Source organism: Microbacterium sp. HMH0099, from assembly GCF_049384025.1.
GTDB lineage: Bacteria > Actinomycetota > Actinomycetes > Actinomycetales > Microbacteriaceae > Microbacterium.
Genome location: NZ_JBMRJR010000002.1, coordinates 563,384 through 582,518, shown reverse-complemented (window position 1 = coordinate 582,518; position 19,135 = coordinate 563,384). Strand labels below are relative to the sequence as shown.

Sequence of the window (19,135 nt, the reverse complement as noted above, 5' to 3'; positions counted from 1 at the left end):
GGGGAAGTATGCGACCGGATGGGCGGAGGCAGGCGGGAACGCTGTCGCGGGACCGGAAATGTCCGGATTCGTCAAAGCGGGGGCAGGGTGCGCACGTCGCTCGGGCGGCATCCGTACTCCGACCGGAACGCGCGGCTGAAGTGGGCCTGCGAGGCGAACCCGCTGCGCCGGGCGACGTCCGCGATCGTCCCGGACCCCCGCAGCAGGCGGTGCGCCCGCGTCAGGCGACGGTGTCGGATCTCGTCGGCGAGGCTCGTCCCGGTCGGTGCGAACAGGCGTCGCACCGTGCGTTCGGTGACGCGCAGGCGTTCCGCGACGGTCTCGGTGGTGAGGTCCGTCTCGTGCAGGTGCTCGTCGACGTGGTCGAGGACGATCGTGCGGAGGCCCTCGGCGGAGGTGGACGCCCCGGGCGTCAGGAGGAGGCGGAGCCGTTCGGTGAGGTCGTCGGCGACAGTGGCATCGTCGGGACGGGAGAGCCCGGCCTCGACGTGCCGGCGGAGAGAGCGGGTCAGCAGAGCGGCGACGGGAGCGTCTCCGTCCGTGACGAGTGTGGCGGCCGGAGCGGAGCCCGGAGGCACAAGATCGGCCGTCGCTGTCGGGGAGACCCGGATGACGAGCTCGTCCACCCCCTCCCGGAACCGACGTTCGAAGGGCTCGTCGCCCTCGCACAAGACGACGGCGCCCGGACCGTGCGCGATCTCGCCGGTGCGGCTGCGGAGCTCGGACCGGCCGCGGCGGCTGAGGTACAGGACGCACCCGGGCGACTCGTGCGACCGGATGTGCCGCGGCGTGCGCTCCACCGCGTGCGGTGTGGCCACGACGTGCGCGAGGTCGTAGGGGCCGACGCGGGCGCTCCGCACCGCGGCGTCGAAGGCTCCGGACCGCGGCAGGGCGCACCCCAGTCCGACCAGCGCGTGGGCGTGATGGGCCTCCCACGTCGCGACGCGGTCCGCTTCGGCGAGGTGGCGTGTCGCGAAGAACTGCCGGTCCATGTCCGCGAACCCTTCGCCTCGTCGCTGAGTGGGGTGCCGTGCCCGGTCGGATGGATGCCGACCGCTCGGCGTTCCGGCCCAGGATAACCCTCGGGCGTCCCTCGAAGGACGGCTCTGTCCTATTGCTCTGTGTCGCTGCGTGCTGGCCGGTGTCCCACTTTGTGCAGTGGGGAGGGCAGTGAGCTGCACATGGTGGGACATGCCCTGTGGGGCCCGCGGGGTGGTGACCCATCGTGTCCCACTTTGTGCACTGGGGAGGGCAGTGAGCTGCACACCCGCACATACGGGGACATGAGGTGCACGGCGCCGGGCAAGGCGGCCTCTCGGCCCAGAGGATGGCCGGTCGCGGGATCCCCTATCGTGCTGGCATCATCCATCTCCCTCATCGGGTGCAGTATGCCCCTCGGGGCCGCCCCCTCGTCACTCTGCGCCCCGCGGGCGACCCTGTTGAGCAGACGGTCCTCCTCGACGGATGACGTCCTATCAAGGTCGGCACGGGCGAGCCGTCGACGGCCGCGAAAGTCTCGCCGCGATCCGCGATGAGTCGGCTGCTCGCGCGCGGTGATCAGGCTCCTCTAGGCGGGAGATGTTTTTCGTTATACGTTTTTCATATGAGCGAAGGCGAGACAATCGACGGTGTTCCTGTCACGGACGAGCAGATCCAGGCCTGGGCGGACGAGGCCGAGGCTGGGATCGACGTCGACATGCTCAAGAAGCGCGGCCGAGGCCGACCGGGCCGTGGTGCCGAGCCTGCACAGGTCGTCGCTCTGCGGCTGACGCCCCAGGAACTCGCGGAACTTGACGCGCTCGCAGCGCGAGCGCACAAGACGCGATCAGAGCTCATCCGCGCCGCTCTCGCCGCATACGCCACGTGAAGGTCCACCCCGCAGCGCTCAAACACGGGATCTCCGCGGGGGATGCCGAGCGAGCGGCGTCAGAACCCATCTGGATCGACTATCTGGACGATGACTCGCCTGCTCGGCAGCTACGCCTTGGCTTTGATACCTAAGGTCGCTTCCTCGAAACCGTCGTGCTCGTGTTCGACAGCGGCAACGAACTCGTCATCCACGCGATGAAGGCACGTTCGCAGATGCTCGATCTGCTGCCCTAGGTCGCGCCGCGGAGGTCACGGCCGCGAAACAGCGTGCTGTCCGCTCCGCGTACTCTCCAAGAATCCCGATCCCGCCGACCGCAGTTGCCGGATTTCGGTCGAAGATGCATCATGCGCACACGGCAGAACACCGCCCGCCGACGCGATGACCTCGGGAGTCGTGATGGGCGGCATCCACGCGCACGCCCACGCCGTCGCCTTCGGCAAGCGGGCCTACCGGATCAGCTAGCGGAAGCCGGACGGCACCAAAGCAACGCTGCGCGGCTTACGCACGTAGTACGACCGCCGAGATCCGGCTGGCCGAGGTTGAGATCTTGAAGAACCGCGGCACCTTCGTCGACCCCGCGGACGCGCGAGTTCTCGTGGCCGACGTCGGCGAGGACTGGCTCGCGTGGCGGTGGGCCGACCTAAAGCCATCGTTCCGCACCATACTTTGGCTAGGTGTTGAAGGCTGCGATCCCGGTCGAGAGTAAGGAACGCGGGGTGCAGACAGTGGTGGGCCCCGTGGGGCTCGAACCCACGACCCGCGGATTAAAAGTCCGATGCTCTACCGACTGAGCTAGAGGCCCGTGGCATCCACCCTACCGGCGCGGACGGCCGGGGAAGGACGCCGGCGACGCCCGCGCTCGCGCGCGACCAAGGTGGCGTGAGGAGGACGCCGGCGACGCTCGCCCGCGTGCGCGACCGAGGCGCTCGCGCATGGGTGGTCGACGACCCCCGCCGCATGCAAGAAGGCGGTCAGCGTCGCGCGGTACGGACTTCCCCAAAAGTCCGTACGCTCGCGAACGCTGACCGCCCTCGAACAAAGCGACCGCCGGGGCCCCCTCGCCTGGGGCACCGGCGGTCGCCGTCAGTTCCGATCAGTCATCGATCGGCCGGTGCGTGGATTACGCAGCCGGGGGCATCAGGACCGTGTCGATGAGGTACACGGTCGCGTTGGCGGTCTGGACGCCACCGCAGATGACGTTGGCGTCGTTGACCATGATCGAGTCGCCGCTGCCGGTGACCTCGACGTCGGCACCCTGGACCGTGGCGTGCGTGCCGTCGATCTCGTCGGGGGCGATCTGGCCGGGGACCACGTGGTACGTGAGGATCGTGGTCAGCAGGTCGGTGTCGGTCTTCAGCGTCTCGATGGTCGCCGGGTCGATCTTGGCGAACGCGTCGTCGACCGGAGCGAAGACGGTGAACTCGCCACCGTTCAGGGTGTCGACGAGGTTGACCTCGGGGTTCAGCTGGCCGCTGACGGCCGCGGTGAGGGTGGTGAGGAGCGGGTTGTTCGACGCGGCCGTGGCGACCGGGTCGGCGGACATGCCCTCGACCGAACCGGCACCGGAGGGAACGGCGGCGGCGTAGTCGGCGCAGCCGGGGCCGACGAGGTTGGCGGCCGGGTCCATGGTGTCAGCGGACGCCGACATCGAGGGGGTGGACTCCATCGAGGGCTCGGTGGTCTCCTCGGTCGCGGTGCTGCCCGCGCCACCCGAACAGGCGGTGAGAGCGAAGGCCGAGCCCATAACGAGGGCGAGACCGGCAACGACGTGCTTCTTGTTGGTGAGCATGACATTCCTCCGAAATCGTCGGACCGCGTGATGCGACCCGTCAGGACACCCCGGTGCGGGGGGTGGTTCGCCGTGAGGCGGCGTACACAGGGTCTTCGGCACCCCCGCACCTTCGGATTGCGCAAAGTTACGAATTGCCTAGCCGGAGGCTAAGAAAACCCAGATCAGAGGCTCCTAAATTGTTTTTCGTACTCGGTCTGCCGTGGCATCCATCGGCCGGACGACGCCGGCTTCTGTAACGGTTCTATAGCCGCTGATGCGCTCGCGCGCGCGTACGGGGGCCTGTAAGGCGGGGTGAGGAATGATGGATGCCATGGTGATCGACGGCTTCGCTCTTCCCGACGACGGGCCCGACCGCGTCGACCACGTCGGCGATCTCCTGCGACGGGTCGCCGACGGCGACCGCGTCGCCTTCGCGGAGCTATACGACACGCTGTCGTCTCGTGCCTTCGGTCTGATCCTCCGCGTCCTCGTGGACCGCTCTCAGAGCGAGGAGGTTCTGCAGGAGGTCTTCCTCGAGATCTGGCAATCCGCCGGACGTTTCGCTCCGAACAAAGGGCAAGGACGCTCGTGGGTTCTCACGATCGCGCACCGCAGGGCGGTGGACCGGGTACGGTCCTCGCAGTCCAGTGCCGATCGGGATGTGCGCGCGGGATTCCGGGATATGGACGTCGCCTACGACGACGTCTCTGAGAAAGTAGAGATGAGGATCGAGGGGCGCCGCGTCACCGAAGCATTGGCGACGCTGCCCGACGCGCAGAGAGAAGCGATCGCACTGGCCTACTTCGGGGGTTACAGCCAGAGCGAGATCGCGACTCTCGTCGGGGCGCCGCTCGGCACGATCAAGACAAGGATGCGCGACGGTCTGTCGCGCCTCAGGCAGGAAATGGGGGTGGAGAAGTGAACGAGAGGGATTTCGCCGACCTCGCAGCCGGTCACGCGCTCAACGCGCTGTCGGACGCAGATGAACGCGCATTCCAGGAGGCTCTGGCGGGGAACCCGCTGTGGGACCGTCACGTTCGGGACGCCTCCGATGCGGTCGCGGCTATCAGCGACACCGTCGAGCCCGTCGAGCCTCCGGCCTCGGTCCGCGCTGCGCTCTTCGCCCGCATCAGCGAGCTGCCGCAGCAGTCCACCACCGCGATGGACGAGGGCGACGCATTCGACGACGAGGACTACGCCGCGCTCGGCGTGGCACCGGCCACCGTGCAGAACAGCCCGCAGGGGTCCGACTCCGACGTCGTCGCGCCGGCCGCGTCGGCCGGATCGTCGTGGGGACTGCGCCGCTGGTTCACGCTGGCGGCATCCATCGTCGCCGTCCTCGTGCTCGGATTCGGCGCGGTCACGGTCGGCCAGCAGCTGACCCGCCCGGCATCGCTCATCGCGCTCGAGCAGATCGAGAACGCGCCCGACGCGCAGTCCACGACGACGACCATGCCGGACGGGACGACCGTCACCGCGCACTGGTCGGCGTCGACGGGCCAGAGCGTGCTCGTCACCGACGACATGCCCGCGCTTCCCGCGGAGCAGACCTACGAGCTGTGGTTCGTTCGCGAGGGCACGCCGATCGCGGCGGGCGTCTTCGACCCGGATGCCTCCGGTGACGCCACCGCCGTCCTCGACGGCCAGTACCGTTCGGGCGATCTCATCGCCGTGACGGTCGAGCCCGCCGGTGGATCACCCGACGGCACGCCGAGCTCCGACCCGGTCGTCCTCCTCGCGACGGCCTGACGCAGAACGCTGCACCGCTCCGACGCCCGCGCTCCGGCGCGGGCGTCGTTGCGTGCGGCGGCCGACGGCGCGCAACCGGCCCCCGGAACGGACCCTCGCGATTAGCCTGGAACGATGAGCGATGCCTCTCGCGAGTTCCACAAGCCGATCCGTCGCCCGGCGGAGCTGTTCGACCGCCTCTTCGCCGCGGAGGACCCCGCCGAGGTCTCGCGGGTCGCGCACAGCACGGCGCAGGCGCTGCTCTCGCGTGTGCGGGAGGACCCCACGGCGGACGTGGTCGAGCGCCTCGTGCAGTTCACCGCCGACCACGGCATCGACGACATCGCGGAGCTGTGGTCCCGGTCCCCGGCGCGATCGCTCCCCGGCGCGCTGTGGCGGCTGTATCTGCTGCAGCTCATGATCCACGACGACCCGCAGACCGCCGCCCTGCTCTACGAGCGCGGACGGGTAGAGATGTCGACGGTCGATGCCGTGGTCGCCGGAGCCCCCGCGCCGGCGGGGCCGGAGGAGCTGGTGCAGCTCATCGACACGATCCTCCGCGGATTGTTCGAGGGCGACTTCGCGGTGGCCCTGGATCGCGCGGCGGCGTTCTGCCGCGTCCAGGCGTCCGGCTCGACCCATCTGGCCGACGACTACGAGAGCACCGAGTCCGAGCGCGCCTCGGCTCTGACCACCCGTGCGCTGCGACTGTCCACCTACGCGGAGGACCTCGCCGCGTCGGCGGCCCTGTGGCGACGCGACGCGCTGACGTGAGCGAGCCGGGCGTCGGCCCGCGCTGACGGGGCGAGCGACGAAGTACGCGCTGACCGCGCGAGCGACGCGGCCCGCGCTGACCGGGCGAGCGAGGCGGCCCGCGCTGACGGGGCGAGCAGAAGGGATGCCGCGCCCGTGGCATCCCCTCGTCGATGAACGGACGCCGGAAGAAGTAAGTGCCGGACCGCAGAACGCCTCTCGGCGCAAGGCCGCTCATAGCGGCAGAAGATGGAGCCCGGGGTTACTGCGGCCCGGCTATACGAGTGTAACAAGAGCCCGCCCCGGGTATTCCTCCCGGCACCCCCGTTGACAACGTCCGGGCGTGTCGGTGCGGCGGCGTAGGCTCGCTGCATGGCTTGGCGTTTCGCGCTCGTGATCGACCCCGCGGCATCCACGGATCCCCGCTCCGACTTCACCGACACGTTCACCGTCATCGATCCGAACGCCCCGGCGCTGAGCGTCGGGGAGCTGAGCACCCAACGCGGCGACGGGATCTTCGAGTCCATCGGCGTCGTCGACGGGCACCCGCAGGAGGTCGGCCCCCACCTCGACCGTCTCGCGCATTCGGCGCGGCTCTGCGACCTCCCGACGCCGAACCTCGCGCAGTGGCGCGCGGCCGTGGAGCGGGTCGCCGCCGAGGCGGACCCGGGGGAGAGCGTCATCAAGCTCATCCTGAGCCGAGGCGTGGAGCACGGTCCGGCGCCGACGGCATGGGTCACGCTCGCCCCGGCACCCGACAACTCCCGTGTGCGGCGCGAGGGCGTGCGCATCGCCCTGCTCGACCGCGGCTACGCGCTGGACGTGCCCGCGCGGGCGCCGTGGCTGCTTCTGGGCGCCAAGACGCTGTCGTACGCGGTGAACATGGCGGCGATCCGCGAGGCCAAGCGCCGCGGGGCGGACGATGCGGTGTTCGTCTCGACGGACGGCTTCGTGCTGGAGGCGCCGACGGCCTCCGTCGTGCTGCGGTTCGGCGACCGTTTCGTCACGCCCGCGCCGAACGCCGGCATCCTGCACGGCACGACCCAGCTCAGCCTCTTCGCCCACCTCGAGGAGCGCGGGTTCGAGACGGCGTACGAGACGGTCGCGGCGGACGACCTCGCCCGGTCGAACAGCGCGTGGCTGCTCTCCAGCGTCCGGCTGGCGGCGCCGGTCTCGGCGGTCGACGGCGCGGAGAAGGCGATCGACGCCGCTTTCACCGACGAGATCAACCGCTACCTGCTGACGCCGCGCGACTGAGCTCTCTCGGCGGGGCCGGGGGTGGCGGCATCCATCGGTCCGGAGAACGCGGAAGGGCCCCCGCCGCAGCGGGAGCCCTTCGAACACGCGTCGGGAATCACCCGAAGCGGCCGGAGACGTAGTCCTCGGTGGCCTGCACGGCGGGGGTGGTGAAGATCGTCGAGGTGTCGTTGTACTCGATGAGCTTGCCCGGCTTGCCGGTGCCGGCGATGTTGAAGAAGGCCGTCTTGTCGCTGACGCGCGAGGCCTGCTGCATGTTGTGGGTGACGATGACGACGGTGTAGTCGTTCTTCAGCTCGCCGATCAGCTCCTCGATCGCGTAGGTCGAGATCGGGTCGAGCGCCGAGCAGGGCTCGTCCATCAGGATGACGTCGGGCGAGACGGCGATCGCGCGGGCGATGCACAGACGCTGCTGCTGTCCGCCGGAGAGGCCGGAGCCGGGCTTGTCGAGACGGTCCTTGACCTCGTTCCAGAGGTTGGCGCCCTTGAGCGACTTCTCGACGAGCGCGTCGGCGTCCGACTTGGAGATGCGACGGTTGTTCAGCTTGACGCCGGCCAGCACGTTCTCGCGGATCGACATCGTCGGGAACGGGTTCGGGCGCTGGAAGACCATGCCGACCTGACGGCGCACGAGCACCGGGTCGACACCGGCGCCGTAGAGGTCGTCGCCGTCGAGGAGGACGGAGCCCTCGACGCGGGCGCCGGGGATGACCTCGTGCATGCGGTTGAGGGTGCGGAGGAACGTCGACTTGCCGCAGCCGGAGGGGCCGATGAAGGCGGTGACGCTGCGGGGTTCGATGTCGAGGGAGACGCCTTCGACGGCGAGGAAGTCGCTGTAGTAGACGTTGAGGTCGTTGACTTCGATGCTCTTGGACACGGGGTTCTTTTCTTTCGGGTCAGCGGCCGAGCTTGGGGGAGAAGACCTTCGCCACGGTCCGCGCGACGAGGTTCAGCACCATGACGATGACGATGAGCACGAGGGCGGCGCCCCAGGCGCGGTCGACGAAGGCCGAGGCGGGGATGCCCTGGTTCATGTACTGCGAGTAGGCGAAAACCGGCAGGGTCATCATGCGGCCGCCGAAGAGGTCGTAGTTCATCGACGTCGCCACTCCCGCGGTGAGGAGCAGGGGAGCGGTCTCGCCGATGACGCGCGAGATCGACAGCATGACGCCCGTCGTGATGCCGGCCAGCGCGGTCGGCAGGACGACCTTGCTGATCGTCAGCCACTTCGGCACGCCGAGGGCGTAGGAGGCCTCGCGCAGCTCGTTCGGGACCAGTCGCAGCATCTCTTCGGTGGAGCGGACGACAACCGGGATCATGAGCACCGACAGGGCAATGGCGCCCATGATGCCCATGCGGATGCCGGGCCCGAAGATGAGCGCGAAGAGGGCGTAGGCGAAGAGGCCGGCGACGATCGAGGGGATGCCGGTCATGACGTCCACGAGGAACGTGATGGCCTGGGCCAGGCGCTTGCCCTGGCCGTACTCGATCAGGTAGATCGCGGTGAAGATGCCGATCGGGATCGAGATGACCGCCGCCGCGAGCGTGATCATCAGCGTGCCGATGATGGCGTGCAGCGCACCGCCGCCCTCGCCGACCACGTTGCGCATCGACGAGCTGAAGAACTGCCCGCTGATGCCGGCGACGCCGTTCGTGATGACGGTGACGGCGACGGAGACGAGCGGAACCATCGCGATCGCGAAGGCGATGACGACGACACCCGTGACCAGGCGGTCCATGCCCTTGCGGCGACCCTCGATCAGGGTCGAGGTGACCGTGATGAGGACGAGGTAGACGACGGCGGCGAGGACGGCCCATCCGGCGATGTTGAACAATCCGCCCGGGGCGAGCGACATGATCCCGAACAGGGCGCCGCTGAGGGCGGCGCTCCCGGCCAGGACGGCCCAGGGACCCCACGTGGGGATGCGTCCGCTGGTGAGGCTGTTGCCGGAGGCGACCGGGGCGGGCGGCGTCGTGGTCCGGGGAGCGGTGGAGGTCGCGGTCATGTCAGTTGGCTCCTGAGAATTCCTTGCGGCGGCTGACGATGTAGCGCGCCAGCGCATTGACCGCGAAGGTGACGACGAACAGGACGAGGCCGGTGGCGATGAGGACGTTGACGTTGAAGCCGTAGGCCTCGGGGAAGGTCAGCGCGATGTTCGCCGGGATGGTGCTCGGGTTCTCCGAGGTGAAGAGCTGGAGGGAGACGACTCCGGATGCCGACAGGACCAGGGCCACCGCCATGGTCTCGCCGAGGGCGCGGCCGAGGCCGAGCATCGACGCGGAGACGATGCCGCTGCGGCCGAAGGGGAACACCGCCATGCGGATCATCTCCCACCGGGTGGCACCGAGCGCCAGGGCGGCCTCTTCGTGGAGCACCGGGGTCTGCAGGAAGATCTCACGGCAGATGGCGGTGATGATGGGCGTGATCATGACGGCCAGCACCACGGCGGCGGTCAGGATGGTGCGGCCGGTCGCCGACACCGTCCCGGAGAACAGCGGGAACCAGCCCGCGTTGGCGTTCAGCCACGCGTAGACCGGCTGGATGGCCGGGGCGAGAGTGAGGATGCCCCAGAGGCCGAAGACCACCGACGGCACGGCCGCCAGGAGGTCGACGATGTACCCGAGGCCCTGCGCCAGGCGGCGGGGGGCGTAGTGCGAGATGAAGAGGGCCACGCACACGGACAGCGGCACGGCCATCACGAGCGCGAGGATCGACGCCCAGATCGTGCCGAACGCCAGCGGGCCGACGTAGGACCAGAAGTCGGCGCTCAGGATCGACGCGTTCTCGCTGGTGGCGGTGAAGCCGGGGATGGACTGGACGACGAGGAAGATGGTCACCGCGGCGAGGGTGACGAGGATCATGGACCCTGCGAACAGGGCCGTGCCGGAGAAGACGCGATCTCCGGGGCGTTGCTTCGGCTTCTCGGGTGCCGGAGCCGTGGTGGTGGTCATGACTTCCTGTCTCGGGTCGGAAACGGACGGAAACCCGGTCCGATGCCGTGGGGCATCGGACCGGGCATCCGGATGTTCTTACTCGGCGACGATCAGGTCGATCGCGGCGTTCACGCGCTCGCGGAGCGAGTCGCTGATCGGGGCGCTGCCGGCGGCGTCGGCGGCGGCCTGCTGGCCCTCCTCGCTGGCGACGTACTCCAGGAAGGACTTCACGATCGGCGCGGAGGACGCGTCGGCGTACTCCTCGCAGGCGATCATGTAGCTGATGAGGACGATGGGGTAGACGCCCGACTCCTGCGAGGTGCGCTCCAGCTCGATGGCGAGGTCGCCCTCGGCGCGGCCCTCGACGAACGGCGACTCGTCGACGATCGCGGCGGCGGCCTCGGGGGAGTACGACACGAACTCGTCGCCGACGCCGATCGCGACGGTCGACAGGCCCTCCTGCGCGGCGCGCGAGGCGTCCGCGTAGCCGATGGTGCCGTTCGCGCCGGCGACGGCGGAGACGACGCCGGAGGTGCCGTTGGCGGCCTCACCGGAGGACAGCGGCCACTCGCCGTCGGGCTCCGAGGTCCACACCGACGGGGCGGCCTGGAAGAGGTAGTCGGTGAAGTTCTCGGTCGTGCCCGAGTCGTCCTGACGGTGGACCGGGGTCACGGCCAGGTCGGGGAGGCTGACGCCGGGGTTGGTGGCGGCGATCGCGGGGTCGTTCCAGGTGGTGATGGTGCCGGCGAACAGGCCCGCGACGGTGGCCGCGTCCAGGTTCAGCGAGTCGACGCCCTCGAGGTTGAAGATGACGGCGATCGGGGAGATGTAGGTGGGGAGCTCGACGATGTTGGTGCCGTCGGCGCAGGCGCCGAAGCCGCCCGCGGCGATCTCCTCGTCGTTGAACGCGCGGTCGGAGCCGATGAACGGGAACGCGCCCGCCTGGAACGACTCGCGACCGGCACCCGAGCCCGAGGGGTCGTAGGTGATGGTCACGTCGGGGTTCGCGGTCTGGAAGCCCGCGGTCCAGGCCTGGACCGCCACCTCCTGCGACGACGCGCCGCCGCTCGCGACCTCGCCGGACAGCGAGGAGCCGGAGTCGCCGCTCTCGGCGCCGCCGCCGGTACCGCCTTCGTTCGCGGCGCAGCCGGCCAGGGTGAGGGCGGCGACGGCGGAGAGCGCGCCGAGCTGGGCGAAGCGGGAGATCTTCACGATGGGAGTCCTTCGGGGTTTGTCGGGAGCTGTGTCGAACCCGGTGCAGGGTTCGCCCGGAACGCTAAACATCGACTCTTACGAGAGTGCGCTGCACGGGTGAACGGACGGTGAACGACGACCGCCCGACCGGGGTGTTTCCCTGGGCGGTATACGCTTCGCGACCGTGACGACTTCCGCTGAGAACGCGCAGGCGCCGCTCGATCGCACCGGCGACGCCCCGCCCCCGCGCACGCTCATCGACATCCTGACCGATGTCGCCGGGCGGCATCCCGAGGCCTCCGCCGTGGACGACGGCTCCGGGGCCCTCAGCTATCGCGAGCTGCTCGCGCGCGTGTGGCGAACGGCGGGCGTCCTGCATGCGGCGGGCGTCCGGCGCGGCGACCGGGTGGGCATCCGGATGCCGTCGGGGTCGAAGGAGCTGTACGTGTCGATCCTCGGCGTCCTCGCGGCGGGGGCGGCCTACGTGCCGGTCGACGTCGACGACCCGGACGAGCGCGCTCGCGTGGTGTTCGCGGAGGCGGGTGTCCGCGGGATCGTCGGGGGCGAGGGCGAGTACCTGCCGCGGGAGGACGGGGAGGGGCTCGTCCGTCTCTACGACGGGGAGGTCCCGCACCCGCGCACGAACGCCACTCCCGTGGTCCCGCCTCCCGGCCTGGACGACGACGCATGGGTCATCTTCACCTCCGGCTCGACGGGCACGCCGAAGGGCGTCGCGGTGTCGCACCGGTCGGCGGCGGCGTTCGTGGACGCCGAGGCGCGTCTGTTCGTGCAGGCCGAGCCGCTCGGGCCGGGCGACCGCGTGCTGGCCGGGCTGTCCGTGGCGTTCGACGCCTCGTGCGAGGAGATGTGGCTCGCGTGGGGACACGGCGCCTGCCTCGTGCCGGCCCCGCGCTCGCTCGTCCGGTCCGGGGAGGATCTGGCTCCATGGCTGCTGCGGCAGGGGATCACGGTGGTCTCGACCGTGCCGACGCTCGCGGCGATGTGGCCGGCCGCGGCGATCGAGAACGTGCGCCTGCTCATCTTCGGCGGCGAGGCGTGCCCGCCCGAGCTGGCCGCGCGCCTCGCCTCGGACGGCCGGGAGGTCTGGAACACGTACGGCCCCACCGAGGCGACGGTGGTGGCGTGCGCCGCCCCGCTCGACGGGAGCACGCCGGTGCGCATCGGACTCCCGCTCGACGGGTGGGCCCTCGCCGTCGTCGACGCCGACGGACACCGCGTCGCACCCGGGGGGACCGGGGAGCTTATCATCGGCGGGGTGGGCCTGGCCCGCTACCTCGACCCGGCCAAGGACGCCGAGAAGTACGCGCCGATGCCGACCCTCGGGTGGGAGCGGGCCTACCGTTCGGGCGACCTCGTCCGCTTCGACCCCGAGGGGCTCGTGTTCCAGGGGCGTGCCGACGACCAGGTCAAGGTCGGCGGCCGCCGCATCGAGCTCGGCGAGGTGGAGGCGGCGCTCCAGGACCTCCCCGACGTCGCGGCGGCCACCGTCGCGGTGCGCACGACCGACGCGGGGGTCCCCGTCCTCGTCGGATACCTGGTGATGGATGCCGACACCGCGCTCGACCGTCATGCGGCCCGCGCCGCGCTCGCCGACCGTCTGCCCGCCGCGACCATCCCCCTGCTGGCCGTCGTCGACGAGCTACCCGTGCGCACGTCCGGCAAGGTCGACCGCGCCGCCCTGCCCTGGCCGCTGCCGGGCGTCGACGCCCCCGTCGCGACCGACTTCTCCGCCGCCGAGTCCTGGCTGGCGGAGCAGTGGCAGGCCGTGCTCGGCCAGCCCGTCGCCGACCGCCGCGCCGACTTCTTCGACCTGGGCGGCGGGTCGCTCGCCGCGGCTCAGCTCGTCTCGCGCATCCGCGCGCGGGTGCCCGAGTTCTCCGTCGCCGACATCTACGACGTCCCGCGCCTGGGCGCGATGGCCACGGCCCTCGGTCCGCAGCTGCGGGACGACGTCGACGTCGAGTTCCACCGCGCCGCGCCGACCCCGCGGGCGACCCAGGTCGTGCAGACCCTGCTCGGCGCGCCGCTGTTCATCCTCTCCGGCGTCCGGTGGCTGCTGTATCTGCTCACGGCATCCGCTCTCCTCCGACTCGTCCCGGGGTTCGAGGTGCTCCCCGCGGTGCCGTGGCCCGTGCTCGTCGGCGCGCTCCTCGTCTTCGCGACGCCGTTCGGCCGCATGGCGATCGCCGTCGTCGCCGCCCGTGTGCTGCTGCGGGGCGTCCGCCCCGGCGACTACCCCCGCGGCGGCGGGGTGCACATCCGGCTCTGGCTCGCCGAGCAGATCGGGGACCAGGTGGATGCCGTCGGCCTCGCCGGTGCGCCCTGGGTGTCGTACTACGCGCGGGCACTCGGCGCGCGGATCGGCCGGAACGTCGACCTCCACGCCCTGCCGCCGGTGACCGGCATGCTCGAGATCGGCGACGGCGCATCGATCGAGCCCGAGGTGGACCTCACCGGATGGTGGATCGACGGCGACCAGGTGCGCATCGGCGAGGTGCGCATCGGGGCGGAGGCCGCGATCGGGGCCCGGTCGACGCTCGCCCCCGGCACGCGTATCGGCCGTCGCGCCGAGATCGCCCCGGGGTCCGCCGTGTTCGGCCGGGCGAAGGCGGACCAGTCCTGGGCGGGCTCGCCCGCCGTCCGGGTCGGCGGGACCGCGAAGGGGTGGCCGGATCAGCGACCGCCCGCGCCGACCCGCTGGCTGTACGCGTACGCCGGCTCGGCGATCCTCCTCGCGCTGCTGCCGCTGGCGTCGTTCACCGTCGGCGGTCTCGTCGTCGCGCAGGGGATGCGCGGCGCGGACAGCCTCGGGGCGGCCGCCCTCGCCGCCCTGGCCTGGCTCGTCCCGGGCGTCCTCGTCACGGGGCTCGTGTTCGCGGCATCCGTCGTCCTGCTCGTCCGCGTGTTCTCGCGGGGTCTCGCCGAGGGCACCCACCCCGTCCGCAGCCGCATCGCGTGGCAGGCATGGACGATCGAGAGACTCCTGGATGCCGCCCGCACCCTCCTCTTCCCGCTGTACTCCAGCCTCTTCACCCCCGTGTGGCTGCGGATGCTGGGCGCGCGCGTCGGCCGCGACGTCGAGGCATCCACGGTCCTGCTGATCCCCTCGATGACGCGCATCGAGGACGGGGCGTTCCTCGCGGACGACACGATGGTCGCCTCGTACGAGCTGCGCGCGGGATGGATGCGGCTCGGGCCGGTCCGCATCGGCAAGCGCGCGTTCCTCGGCAACTCGGGCATGGCGGCGCCCGGGCACCGCGTGCCGCGCGACGGCCTCGTCGCCGTGCTGTCCGCGGCGCCGGCGAAGGCGAAGCCGGGGTCGTCCTGGCTCGGCTCCCCGGCCGTGCGTCTGCGGCGGCTCTCGGCGGAGGGCGACGAGTCGCGCACCTACCGTCCCCGCGCCGGGCTGCGCATCGCCCGGACGATGTGGGAGCTGTGCCGGATCGTCCCCGTCGTCGTCACGTGCGCGATCGGGCTCGGCGTGCTCTTCGCGCTCGCCGCCTTGTGGGAGGGTCCCGGTCCGCTGTGGGCCCTGCTGCTGTCCGGCGTGGTCATGCTCGCGGCGGGCGCGGTGGCCGCAGCGGTGTCGACGGCGGCCAAGTGGACGATCGTGGGCGTCATCCGCGCGGGCGAGCAGCCGCTGTGGTCCAGCTTCGTGTGGCGGACCGAGGTGTCGGACACGTTCACCGAGATGGTCGCGGCGCCGTGGTTCGCCCGCGCCGCGTCCGGCACGCCCGCACTCGCCGTGTGGCTGCGGTCGCTGGGGGCGCGCATCGGCGCCGGGGTGTGGTGCGAGAGCTACTGGCTGCCCGAGCCGGATCTGGTGACCCTCGGCGCAGCTTCGACGGTCAACCGCGGGTGCGTCGTGCAGACCCACCTCTTCCATGATCGAATCATGAGCATGGACACCGTCGAACTGGAGGCCGGGGCCACCCTCGGTCCCCACAGCGTCGTGCTGCCCGCCTCGACCCTCGGCGCGCACGCGACCGTCGGCCCCGCCTCCCTGGTGATGCGCGGCGAGACCGTCCCCGTGGGTTCACGCTGGAGCGGCAACCCCATCGGCCCGTGGCGTGCGGTCAAGGTGCGCGCCTACCAGTCCACCTCGTGACGGGCGCCGATCCGTACGCCCCGCAGAGCGGCGATCGCACGTACGCCGTGGAGTCGTACGACCTGCGGCTGTCGTATCGCGTGCGCACCAACCGGCTGGAGGGCACGGCCGTCATCGAGGCGGTGGCCCGGACGGATGCCGCCGGCGTGGCGTTCGACCTCGTCGGTCTGCGCGTGTCCCGGGCACGGGTCGACGGGCGGGCGGCGCGCCACGTGCAGGGGCGGAACGCCGTCCGTGTCGCGCTGCCGCGGACCGTCGTCGCGGGGGAGAGGTTCACCGTCGAGCTGACGTACGCCGGCGCCCCGTCGCCGCGCCGCTCGCGGTGGGGAACCGTCGGGTGGGAGGAGCTGACCGACGGCGCCCTCGTCGCCGGGCAGCCGACGGGCGCGCCGACGTGGTTCCCCTGCAACGACCGCCCCGACGACCGCGCGCGCATGCGAATGGAGATCACCGTCGACGACGGGTACGCCGTCATGGCGACCGGGGCGGCCGGCCGCACCGTCCGCAGCGGCGGGCGCACGACCACGACCTTCACCAGCGACGTGCCCACCGCGACCTACCTGGCCGCCGTGCACATCGGCCGCTACCGCACGACCCCGCTCGCCGGGACCGGAACCGCGGCGGACGCCGGAACCGGCACAGCGGCGGACGCCGAAACCGGCACAGCGGCGGTGCCGCCGGTGACGGTGACCGCGCCGCCCGCGCTCGCCGCGGCCGCCGACCGGGCGTTCCGCGCCGTGCCGGACATGCTGCGTCTGTTCGACGGAACCTTCGGGCCGTACCCGCAGGAGGCGTGCGCGCTCGTGGTGACGGCCGACGAGCTCGAGATCCCCCTCGAGGCCCAGGGGCTCGCGGTGTTCGGCATGAACCACCTCGTCCCGGCCGCGCAGCGTCTCATCGCCCACGAGCTGGCGCACCAGTGGTTCGGCAACAGCGTCGGCCTGGCGCGATGGAGCGACATCTGGCTCAACGAGGGCTTCGCCTGCTTCGCGGAGTGGGTGTGGTCGGAGGCATCCGGTGGTCCCACGATCGACGCGTGCGCGGCCGAACACTACGCCCGTGTCGCGGCTCAGCCCGCCGGTCTGCTGCTCAGCGATCCGGGACCGGACGACATGTTCGACGACCGCGTCTACAAGCGCGGGGCGCTGACCTTGTACGCGTTGCGCGGGCACCTCGGCGCCGACGTCTTCGCCGCGCTGCTGCGCGACTGGGCGCGCGATCACCGCCATGGCCTCGTCACGACGGACGACTTCCGCGCCGCCGTGGCACAGGCCGGGGGAGCGGATGCCGCGGAGCTGCTGTCGGCGTGGATCGATCGGCGGGAGCTGCCCGCCCTGCACGGGGGGTCGTGACCCCTGTGTCGGACTACGATCCGCGCGTCGTCGACCTCTACGACGAGGACAATCCCGACGGACCCGATCACGACTTCTACCGGAGGTTGGCGGCATCGGAGCGGGCGGACGCGGTCGTCGACCTCGGGTGCGGCACGGGCCTGCTGACGGTCACCTTGGCCGTCGGCGGACGGCGGGTGGTCGGGGTCGACCCGTCGGCATCCATGCTCGCCTTCGCGCGCCGTCGGGACGGTGCGGAGGCGGTGCAGTGGGTGCACGGCGACAGTGGCGCGATCCCCGCGCGCGTGTTCGACCTCGCGCTGATGACCGGCAATGTCGCTCAGCACATCGACGACGGCGCATGGACGCGGACCCTGCGAGACGTACGTGACCGTCTTCGCGCCGGTGCGGTGCTTGCTTTCGAGACGCGGAACCCCGGCGTGCGGGAGTGGGAGTCGTGGGCGACAGCGGGCTGCCACGACCGCGAGACGTCGCGGGGCCGGGTGTCGGAGTGGATGACGGTCGATGCCGTCGACGAGCGTCGTGTGCGGTTCACGGCGTACACGGACTTCGGTGAGGGCGGGGGACCGCACACCGAGACGCAGACGCTGGTGTTCCGTTCGCGCCACGAGGTCGAGTCCGATCTCCGGGTGGCGGGTTTCGAGGTCGAGGCTGTGCACGGCGATTGGACCGGTCGGCCGCTCCGGCCGGACGATCGGCTGATGATCTTCGTCGCTCGCGCCCGCTGAGGGACGTCCGGGCTGGATGTCACGGGTGCGCCCAGCTCGGGGGTTCGTCGTCAGGAGGGCCGCCCGGCGGGACAGGGTCATCCGGCGCGAATCGCACGGTGGGCGCATAGGCGGGCGGTTCGTCGATGTACTCCACGCCGGCCGGGGAGACCCACCGGAGCACACCGCCGCCCACCTGTTCGACGGTCCAGTCCGTGAACTGCTTCATGGAGTGGTGGCGCTGACACAACGTCGCCAGGTTGCCGACGTCGGTGGGGCCGCCCAGGGCATGGTCGCGCGTGTGATCGACTTCGCAGGAGACCGCGGGGAGGGCGCAGCCGGGCATCCGACAATGGCGGTCCCTTGCACGGACGTGCTGGTCGATCGCGGCGGTGCGGTGATACGTGTCGGTTCTCAGGACGGCGCCGGTGATCGGGTGGGTGATTACGCGATCCCACGGGACGGGTGTCGCCACGGCCAGCTGTTTCGCGAGGCCGATGCCGATGGGGCCGTGTCCGATCAGCTGGGCGGGGTCGCGATTCTCGTCGTCCGGGTTCAGCACCGACAGCGCCGGAACGACGACCTGGATCCTCGCCCGTATGGCGCCGAGGGTGCCCGGTCCGTCGTCGGTCCGTGTCGGATCGATCGCGGGGGCAGCGGTGAGCAGGAGGTCGGTGAGAACGTCCGCCCGGATCTGGTCGGCGGTACGGGTTTCCGCCTGAGCAGCCTGGGCAGCCTGGGCAGCCTGGGTACCGTCGGTGGCGCCGGGTGCGCCGTCGGGCGCCGGTTCCTGTCCCGCTTCCGGGGCCGCCCCTGGCGCCGACGCCCGTTCCTGCTGCTCCGCCGACGCCGGCATCCCGAGGCGCGCCGGATGCCGGCCACTGGTGGATGACGCGACACCTCCTCCGAATGGGGAGGACAGGTGTCCCCCTTATGGCGCCGGCGCGGCCGGTGATCAGCGCCGCGACGACAGCCGGACGGCGAGCGACACGACGACCCCGTCCGGCGCCGGAGCATCCCAGCCGTGAAAGACAGCCGTGCCCACCCTCGCGATGAACCCGTCGGGCTCGTTCTCGATGGTCACGTGCGCGGGCGCGACGGCGAGCCCGCGCCCGTCGGCCTTGAGCGCCGCCTCGACACGCGCCCACCCGCGGTGGTCCGCCCCTGCGGCGAGCACCCGGTCCACACCGACGGGAGCAGAGGTCACCGTCACCGCGTCGACCCCCAGAGCCGTGGCGAAGGACGACGGCGCGACCGCGGCGACGACCCACCGGTCCGTGTACGACACCGACACGACGTGGCGACCGCCGACGACGAGCGGCCGGCCGTGGGCCGTGCTCCCGCAGCGGGCGCAGCGTCGCACGACCACGGCGCCGGGCAGCAGACCGCCGAGGAGGTCGGCGGCGGCGTCGCGCCGTGGCATCCCGTCCGTCCGGGCCG

The 19,135-nt window shown here is 71.3% G+C and carries 16 protein-coding genes and 1 tRNA gene; 8 read left to right on the top strand and 9 right to left on the bottom strand.

Annotated elements, in window-relative coordinates:
* Positions 1–71 precede the first annotated feature (71 nt).
* Positions 72–992: an AraC family transcriptional regulator gene (locus ACO03V_RS06510; RefSeq protein WP_423137022.1), complete on the bottom strand. Its 921-nt coding sequence runs from the start codon at positions 990–992 to the stop codon at positions 72–74.
* Between the two features lie 611 nt (positions 993–1,603).
* Between ACO03V_RS06510 and ACO03V_RS06505 the strand changes: the two genes are divergently transcribed.
* Complete coding sequence (locus ACO03V_RS06505; RefSeq protein WP_423137021.1) at positions 1,604–1,867, top strand: ribbon-helix-helix protein, CopG family; 264 nt, start codon at positions 1,604–1,606, stop codon at positions 1,865–1,867.
* Between the two features lie 729 nt (positions 1,868–2,596).
* Here the strand turns inward: ACO03V_RS06505 and ACO03V_RS06500 are convergent.
* Together ACO03V_RS06500 and ACO03V_RS06495 are read right to left on the bottom strand one after the other, a co-directional pair.
* Positions 2,597–2,672, bottom strand: a tRNA-Lys gene (locus ACO03V_RS06500).
* Between the two features lie 318 nt (positions 2,673–2,990).
* Positions 2,991–3,659, bottom strand: a complete 669-nt coding sequence (locus ACO03V_RS06495) for a fasciclin domain-containing protein (RefSeq protein ID WP_367726171.1) — start codon at positions 3,657–3,659, stop codon at positions 2,991–2,993.
* A 301-nt stretch (positions 3,660–3,960) separates the two neighbouring features.
* On the opposite strand from ACO03V_RS06495, the gene sigK reads away from it, so the two are divergent.
* From sigK to ACO03V_RS06475, 4 genes are all read left to right on the top strand, one after another.
* Positions 3,961–4,563: an ECF RNA polymerase sigma factor SigK gene (gene sigK, locus ACO03V_RS06490; RefSeq protein WP_367726172.1), complete on the top strand. Its 603-nt coding sequence runs from the start codon at positions 3,961–3,963 to the stop codon at positions 4,561–4,563.
* Complete coding sequence (locus tag ACO03V_RS06485) at positions 4,560–5,390, top strand: anti-sigma factor (protein ID WP_423137020.1); 831 nt, start codon at positions 4,560–4,562, stop codon at positions 5,388–5,390. The genes sigK and ACO03V_RS06485 overlap by 4 nt, the downstream gene beginning before the upstream one ends.
* A gap of 114 nt (positions 5,391–5,504) precedes the next feature.
* Positions 5,505–6,143, top strand: a complete 639-nt coding sequence (locus tag ACO03V_RS06480) for a DNA-directed RNA polymerase subunit beta (RefSeq protein ID WP_367726174.1) — start codon at positions 5,505–5,507, stop codon at positions 6,141–6,143.
* Positions 6,144–6,494: 351 nt separating this feature from the next.
* The gene (locus ACO03V_RS06475; protein WP_423137019.1) at positions 6,495–7,379 is read left to right on the top strand and encodes an aminodeoxychorismate lyase; all 885 of its coding nucleotides are present in this window, start codon (positions 6,495–6,497) and stop codon (positions 7,377–7,379) included.
* A 97-nt stretch (positions 7,380–7,476) separates the two neighbouring features.
* Here the strand turns inward: ACO03V_RS06475 and pstB are convergent, their stop codons facing one another.
* The 4 genes from pstB to pstS form a co-directional block, all read right to left on the bottom strand.
* Complete coding sequence (pstB, locus tag ACO03V_RS06470) at positions 7,477–8,256, bottom strand: phosphate ABC transporter ATP-binding protein PstB (RefSeq protein ID WP_367726176.1); 780 nt, start codon at positions 8,254–8,256, stop codon at positions 7,477–7,479.
* Between the two features lie 19 nt (positions 8,257–8,275).
* The gene (pstA, locus tag ACO03V_RS06465) at positions 8,276–9,385 is read right to left on the bottom strand and encodes a phosphate ABC transporter permease PstA (protein WP_423137018.1); all 1,110 of its coding nucleotides are present in this window, start codon (positions 9,383–9,385) and stop codon (positions 8,276–8,278) included.
* A 1-nt stretch (position 9,386) separates the two neighbouring features.
* The gene (pstC, locus tag ACO03V_RS06460; RefSeq protein ID WP_367726178.1) at positions 9,387–10,331 is read right to left on the bottom strand and encodes a phosphate ABC transporter permease subunit PstC; all 945 of its coding nucleotides are present in this window, start codon (positions 10,329–10,331) and stop codon (positions 9,387–9,389) included.
* A gap of 78 nt (positions 10,332–10,409) precedes the next feature.
* Entirely contained in the window at positions 10,410–11,525 is a 1,116-nt protein-coding gene (gene pstS, locus ACO03V_RS06455; protein WP_367726179.1) for a phosphate ABC transporter substrate-binding protein PstS, read from the bottom strand.
* A 166-nt stretch (positions 11,526–11,691) separates the two neighbouring features.
* Between pstS and ACO03V_RS06450 the strand changes: the two genes are divergently transcribed.
* Genes ACO03V_RS06450 through ACO03V_RS06440 form a run of 3 tightly spaced genes read left to right on the top strand, consistent with a single transcriptional unit; the run spans position 11,692 to position 17,716 of the window.
* Complete coding sequence (locus ACO03V_RS06450; RefSeq protein ID WP_423137017.1) at positions 11,692–15,636, top strand: Pls/PosA family non-ribosomal peptide synthetase; 3,945 nt, start codon at positions 11,692–11,694, stop codon at positions 15,634–15,636.
* On the top strand, positions 15,633–16,988 hold the full coding sequence (locus ACO03V_RS06445) for a M1 family metallopeptidase (protein WP_423137016.1): 1,356 nt from the start codon (positions 15,633–15,635) through the stop codon (positions 16,986–16,988). Before ACO03V_RS06450 ends, ACO03V_RS06445 begins: the two co-directional genes overlap by 4 nt.
* On the top strand, positions 16,985–17,716 hold the full coding sequence (locus ACO03V_RS06440) for a class I SAM-dependent methyltransferase (RefSeq protein ID WP_423137015.1): 732 nt from the start codon (positions 16,985–16,987) through the stop codon (positions 17,714–17,716). Before ACO03V_RS06445 ends, ACO03V_RS06440 begins: the two co-directional genes overlap by 4 nt.
* Positions 17,717–17,735: 19 nt before the next feature.
* Here the strand turns inward: ACO03V_RS06440 and ACO03V_RS06435 are convergent, their stop codons facing one another.
* Positions 17,736–18,551, bottom strand: coding sequence for an HNH endonuclease signature motif containing protein (locus tag ACO03V_RS06435; protein ID WP_423137014.1), 816 nt, complete (start codon positions 18,549–18,551; stop codon positions 17,736–17,738).
* 99 nt (positions 18,552–18,650) lie between these two features.
* A complete protein-coding gene (locus ACO03V_RS06430) occupies positions 18,651–19,118 on the bottom strand; it encodes a hypothetical protein (protein ID WP_423137013.1) in 468 nt (155 codons plus the stop codon).
* Positions 19,119–19,135: the final 17 nt, after the last annotated feature.

What these genes read in the sequence shown, in the direction of transcription:
- ACO03V_RS06480 (WP_367726174.1), top strand. Translation starts at nt 5,505, where the DNA reads ATGAGCGATGCCTCTCGCGAGTTCCACAAGCCGATCCGTCGCCCGGCG.
- pstC (WP_367726178.1), bottom strand. Translation starts at nt 10,331, where the DNA reads ATGACCACCACCACGGCTCCGGCACCCGAGAAGCCGAAGCAACGCCCC.
- ACO03V_RS06430 (WP_423137013.1), bottom strand. Translation starts at nt 19,118, where the DNA reads ATGCCACGGCGCGACGCCGCCGCCGACCTCCTCGGCGGTCTGCTGCCC.
- ACO03V_RS06510 (WP_423137022.1), bottom strand. Translation starts at nt 992, where the DNA reads ATGGACCGGCAGTTCTTCGCGACACGCCACCTCGCCGAAGCGGACCGC.
- ACO03V_RS06505 (WP_423137021.1), top strand. Translation starts at nt 1,604, where the DNA reads ATGAGCGAAGGCGAGACAATCGACGGTGTTCCTGTCACGGACGAGCAG.
- pstA (WP_423137018.1), bottom strand. Translation starts at nt 9,385, where the DNA reads ATGACCGCGACCTCCACCGCTCCCCGGACCACGACGCCGCCCGCCCCG.
- ACO03V_RS06495 (WP_367726171.1), bottom strand. Translation starts at nt 3,659, where the DNA reads ATGCTCACCAACAAGAAGCACGTCGTTGCCGGTCTCGCCCTCGTTATG.
- ACO03V_RS06475 (WP_423137019.1), top strand. Translation starts at nt 6,495, where the DNA reads ATGGCTTGGCGTTTCGCGCTCGTGATCGACCCCGCGGCATCCACGGAT.
- ACO03V_RS06435 (WP_423137014.1), bottom strand. Translation starts at nt 18,551, where the DNA reads ATGCCGGCGTCGGCGGAGCAGCAGGAACGGGCGTCGGCGCCAGGGGCG.
- sigK (WP_367726172.1), top strand. Translation starts at nt 3,961, where the DNA reads ATGATGGATGCCATGGTGATCGACGGCTTCGCTCTTCCCGACGACGGG.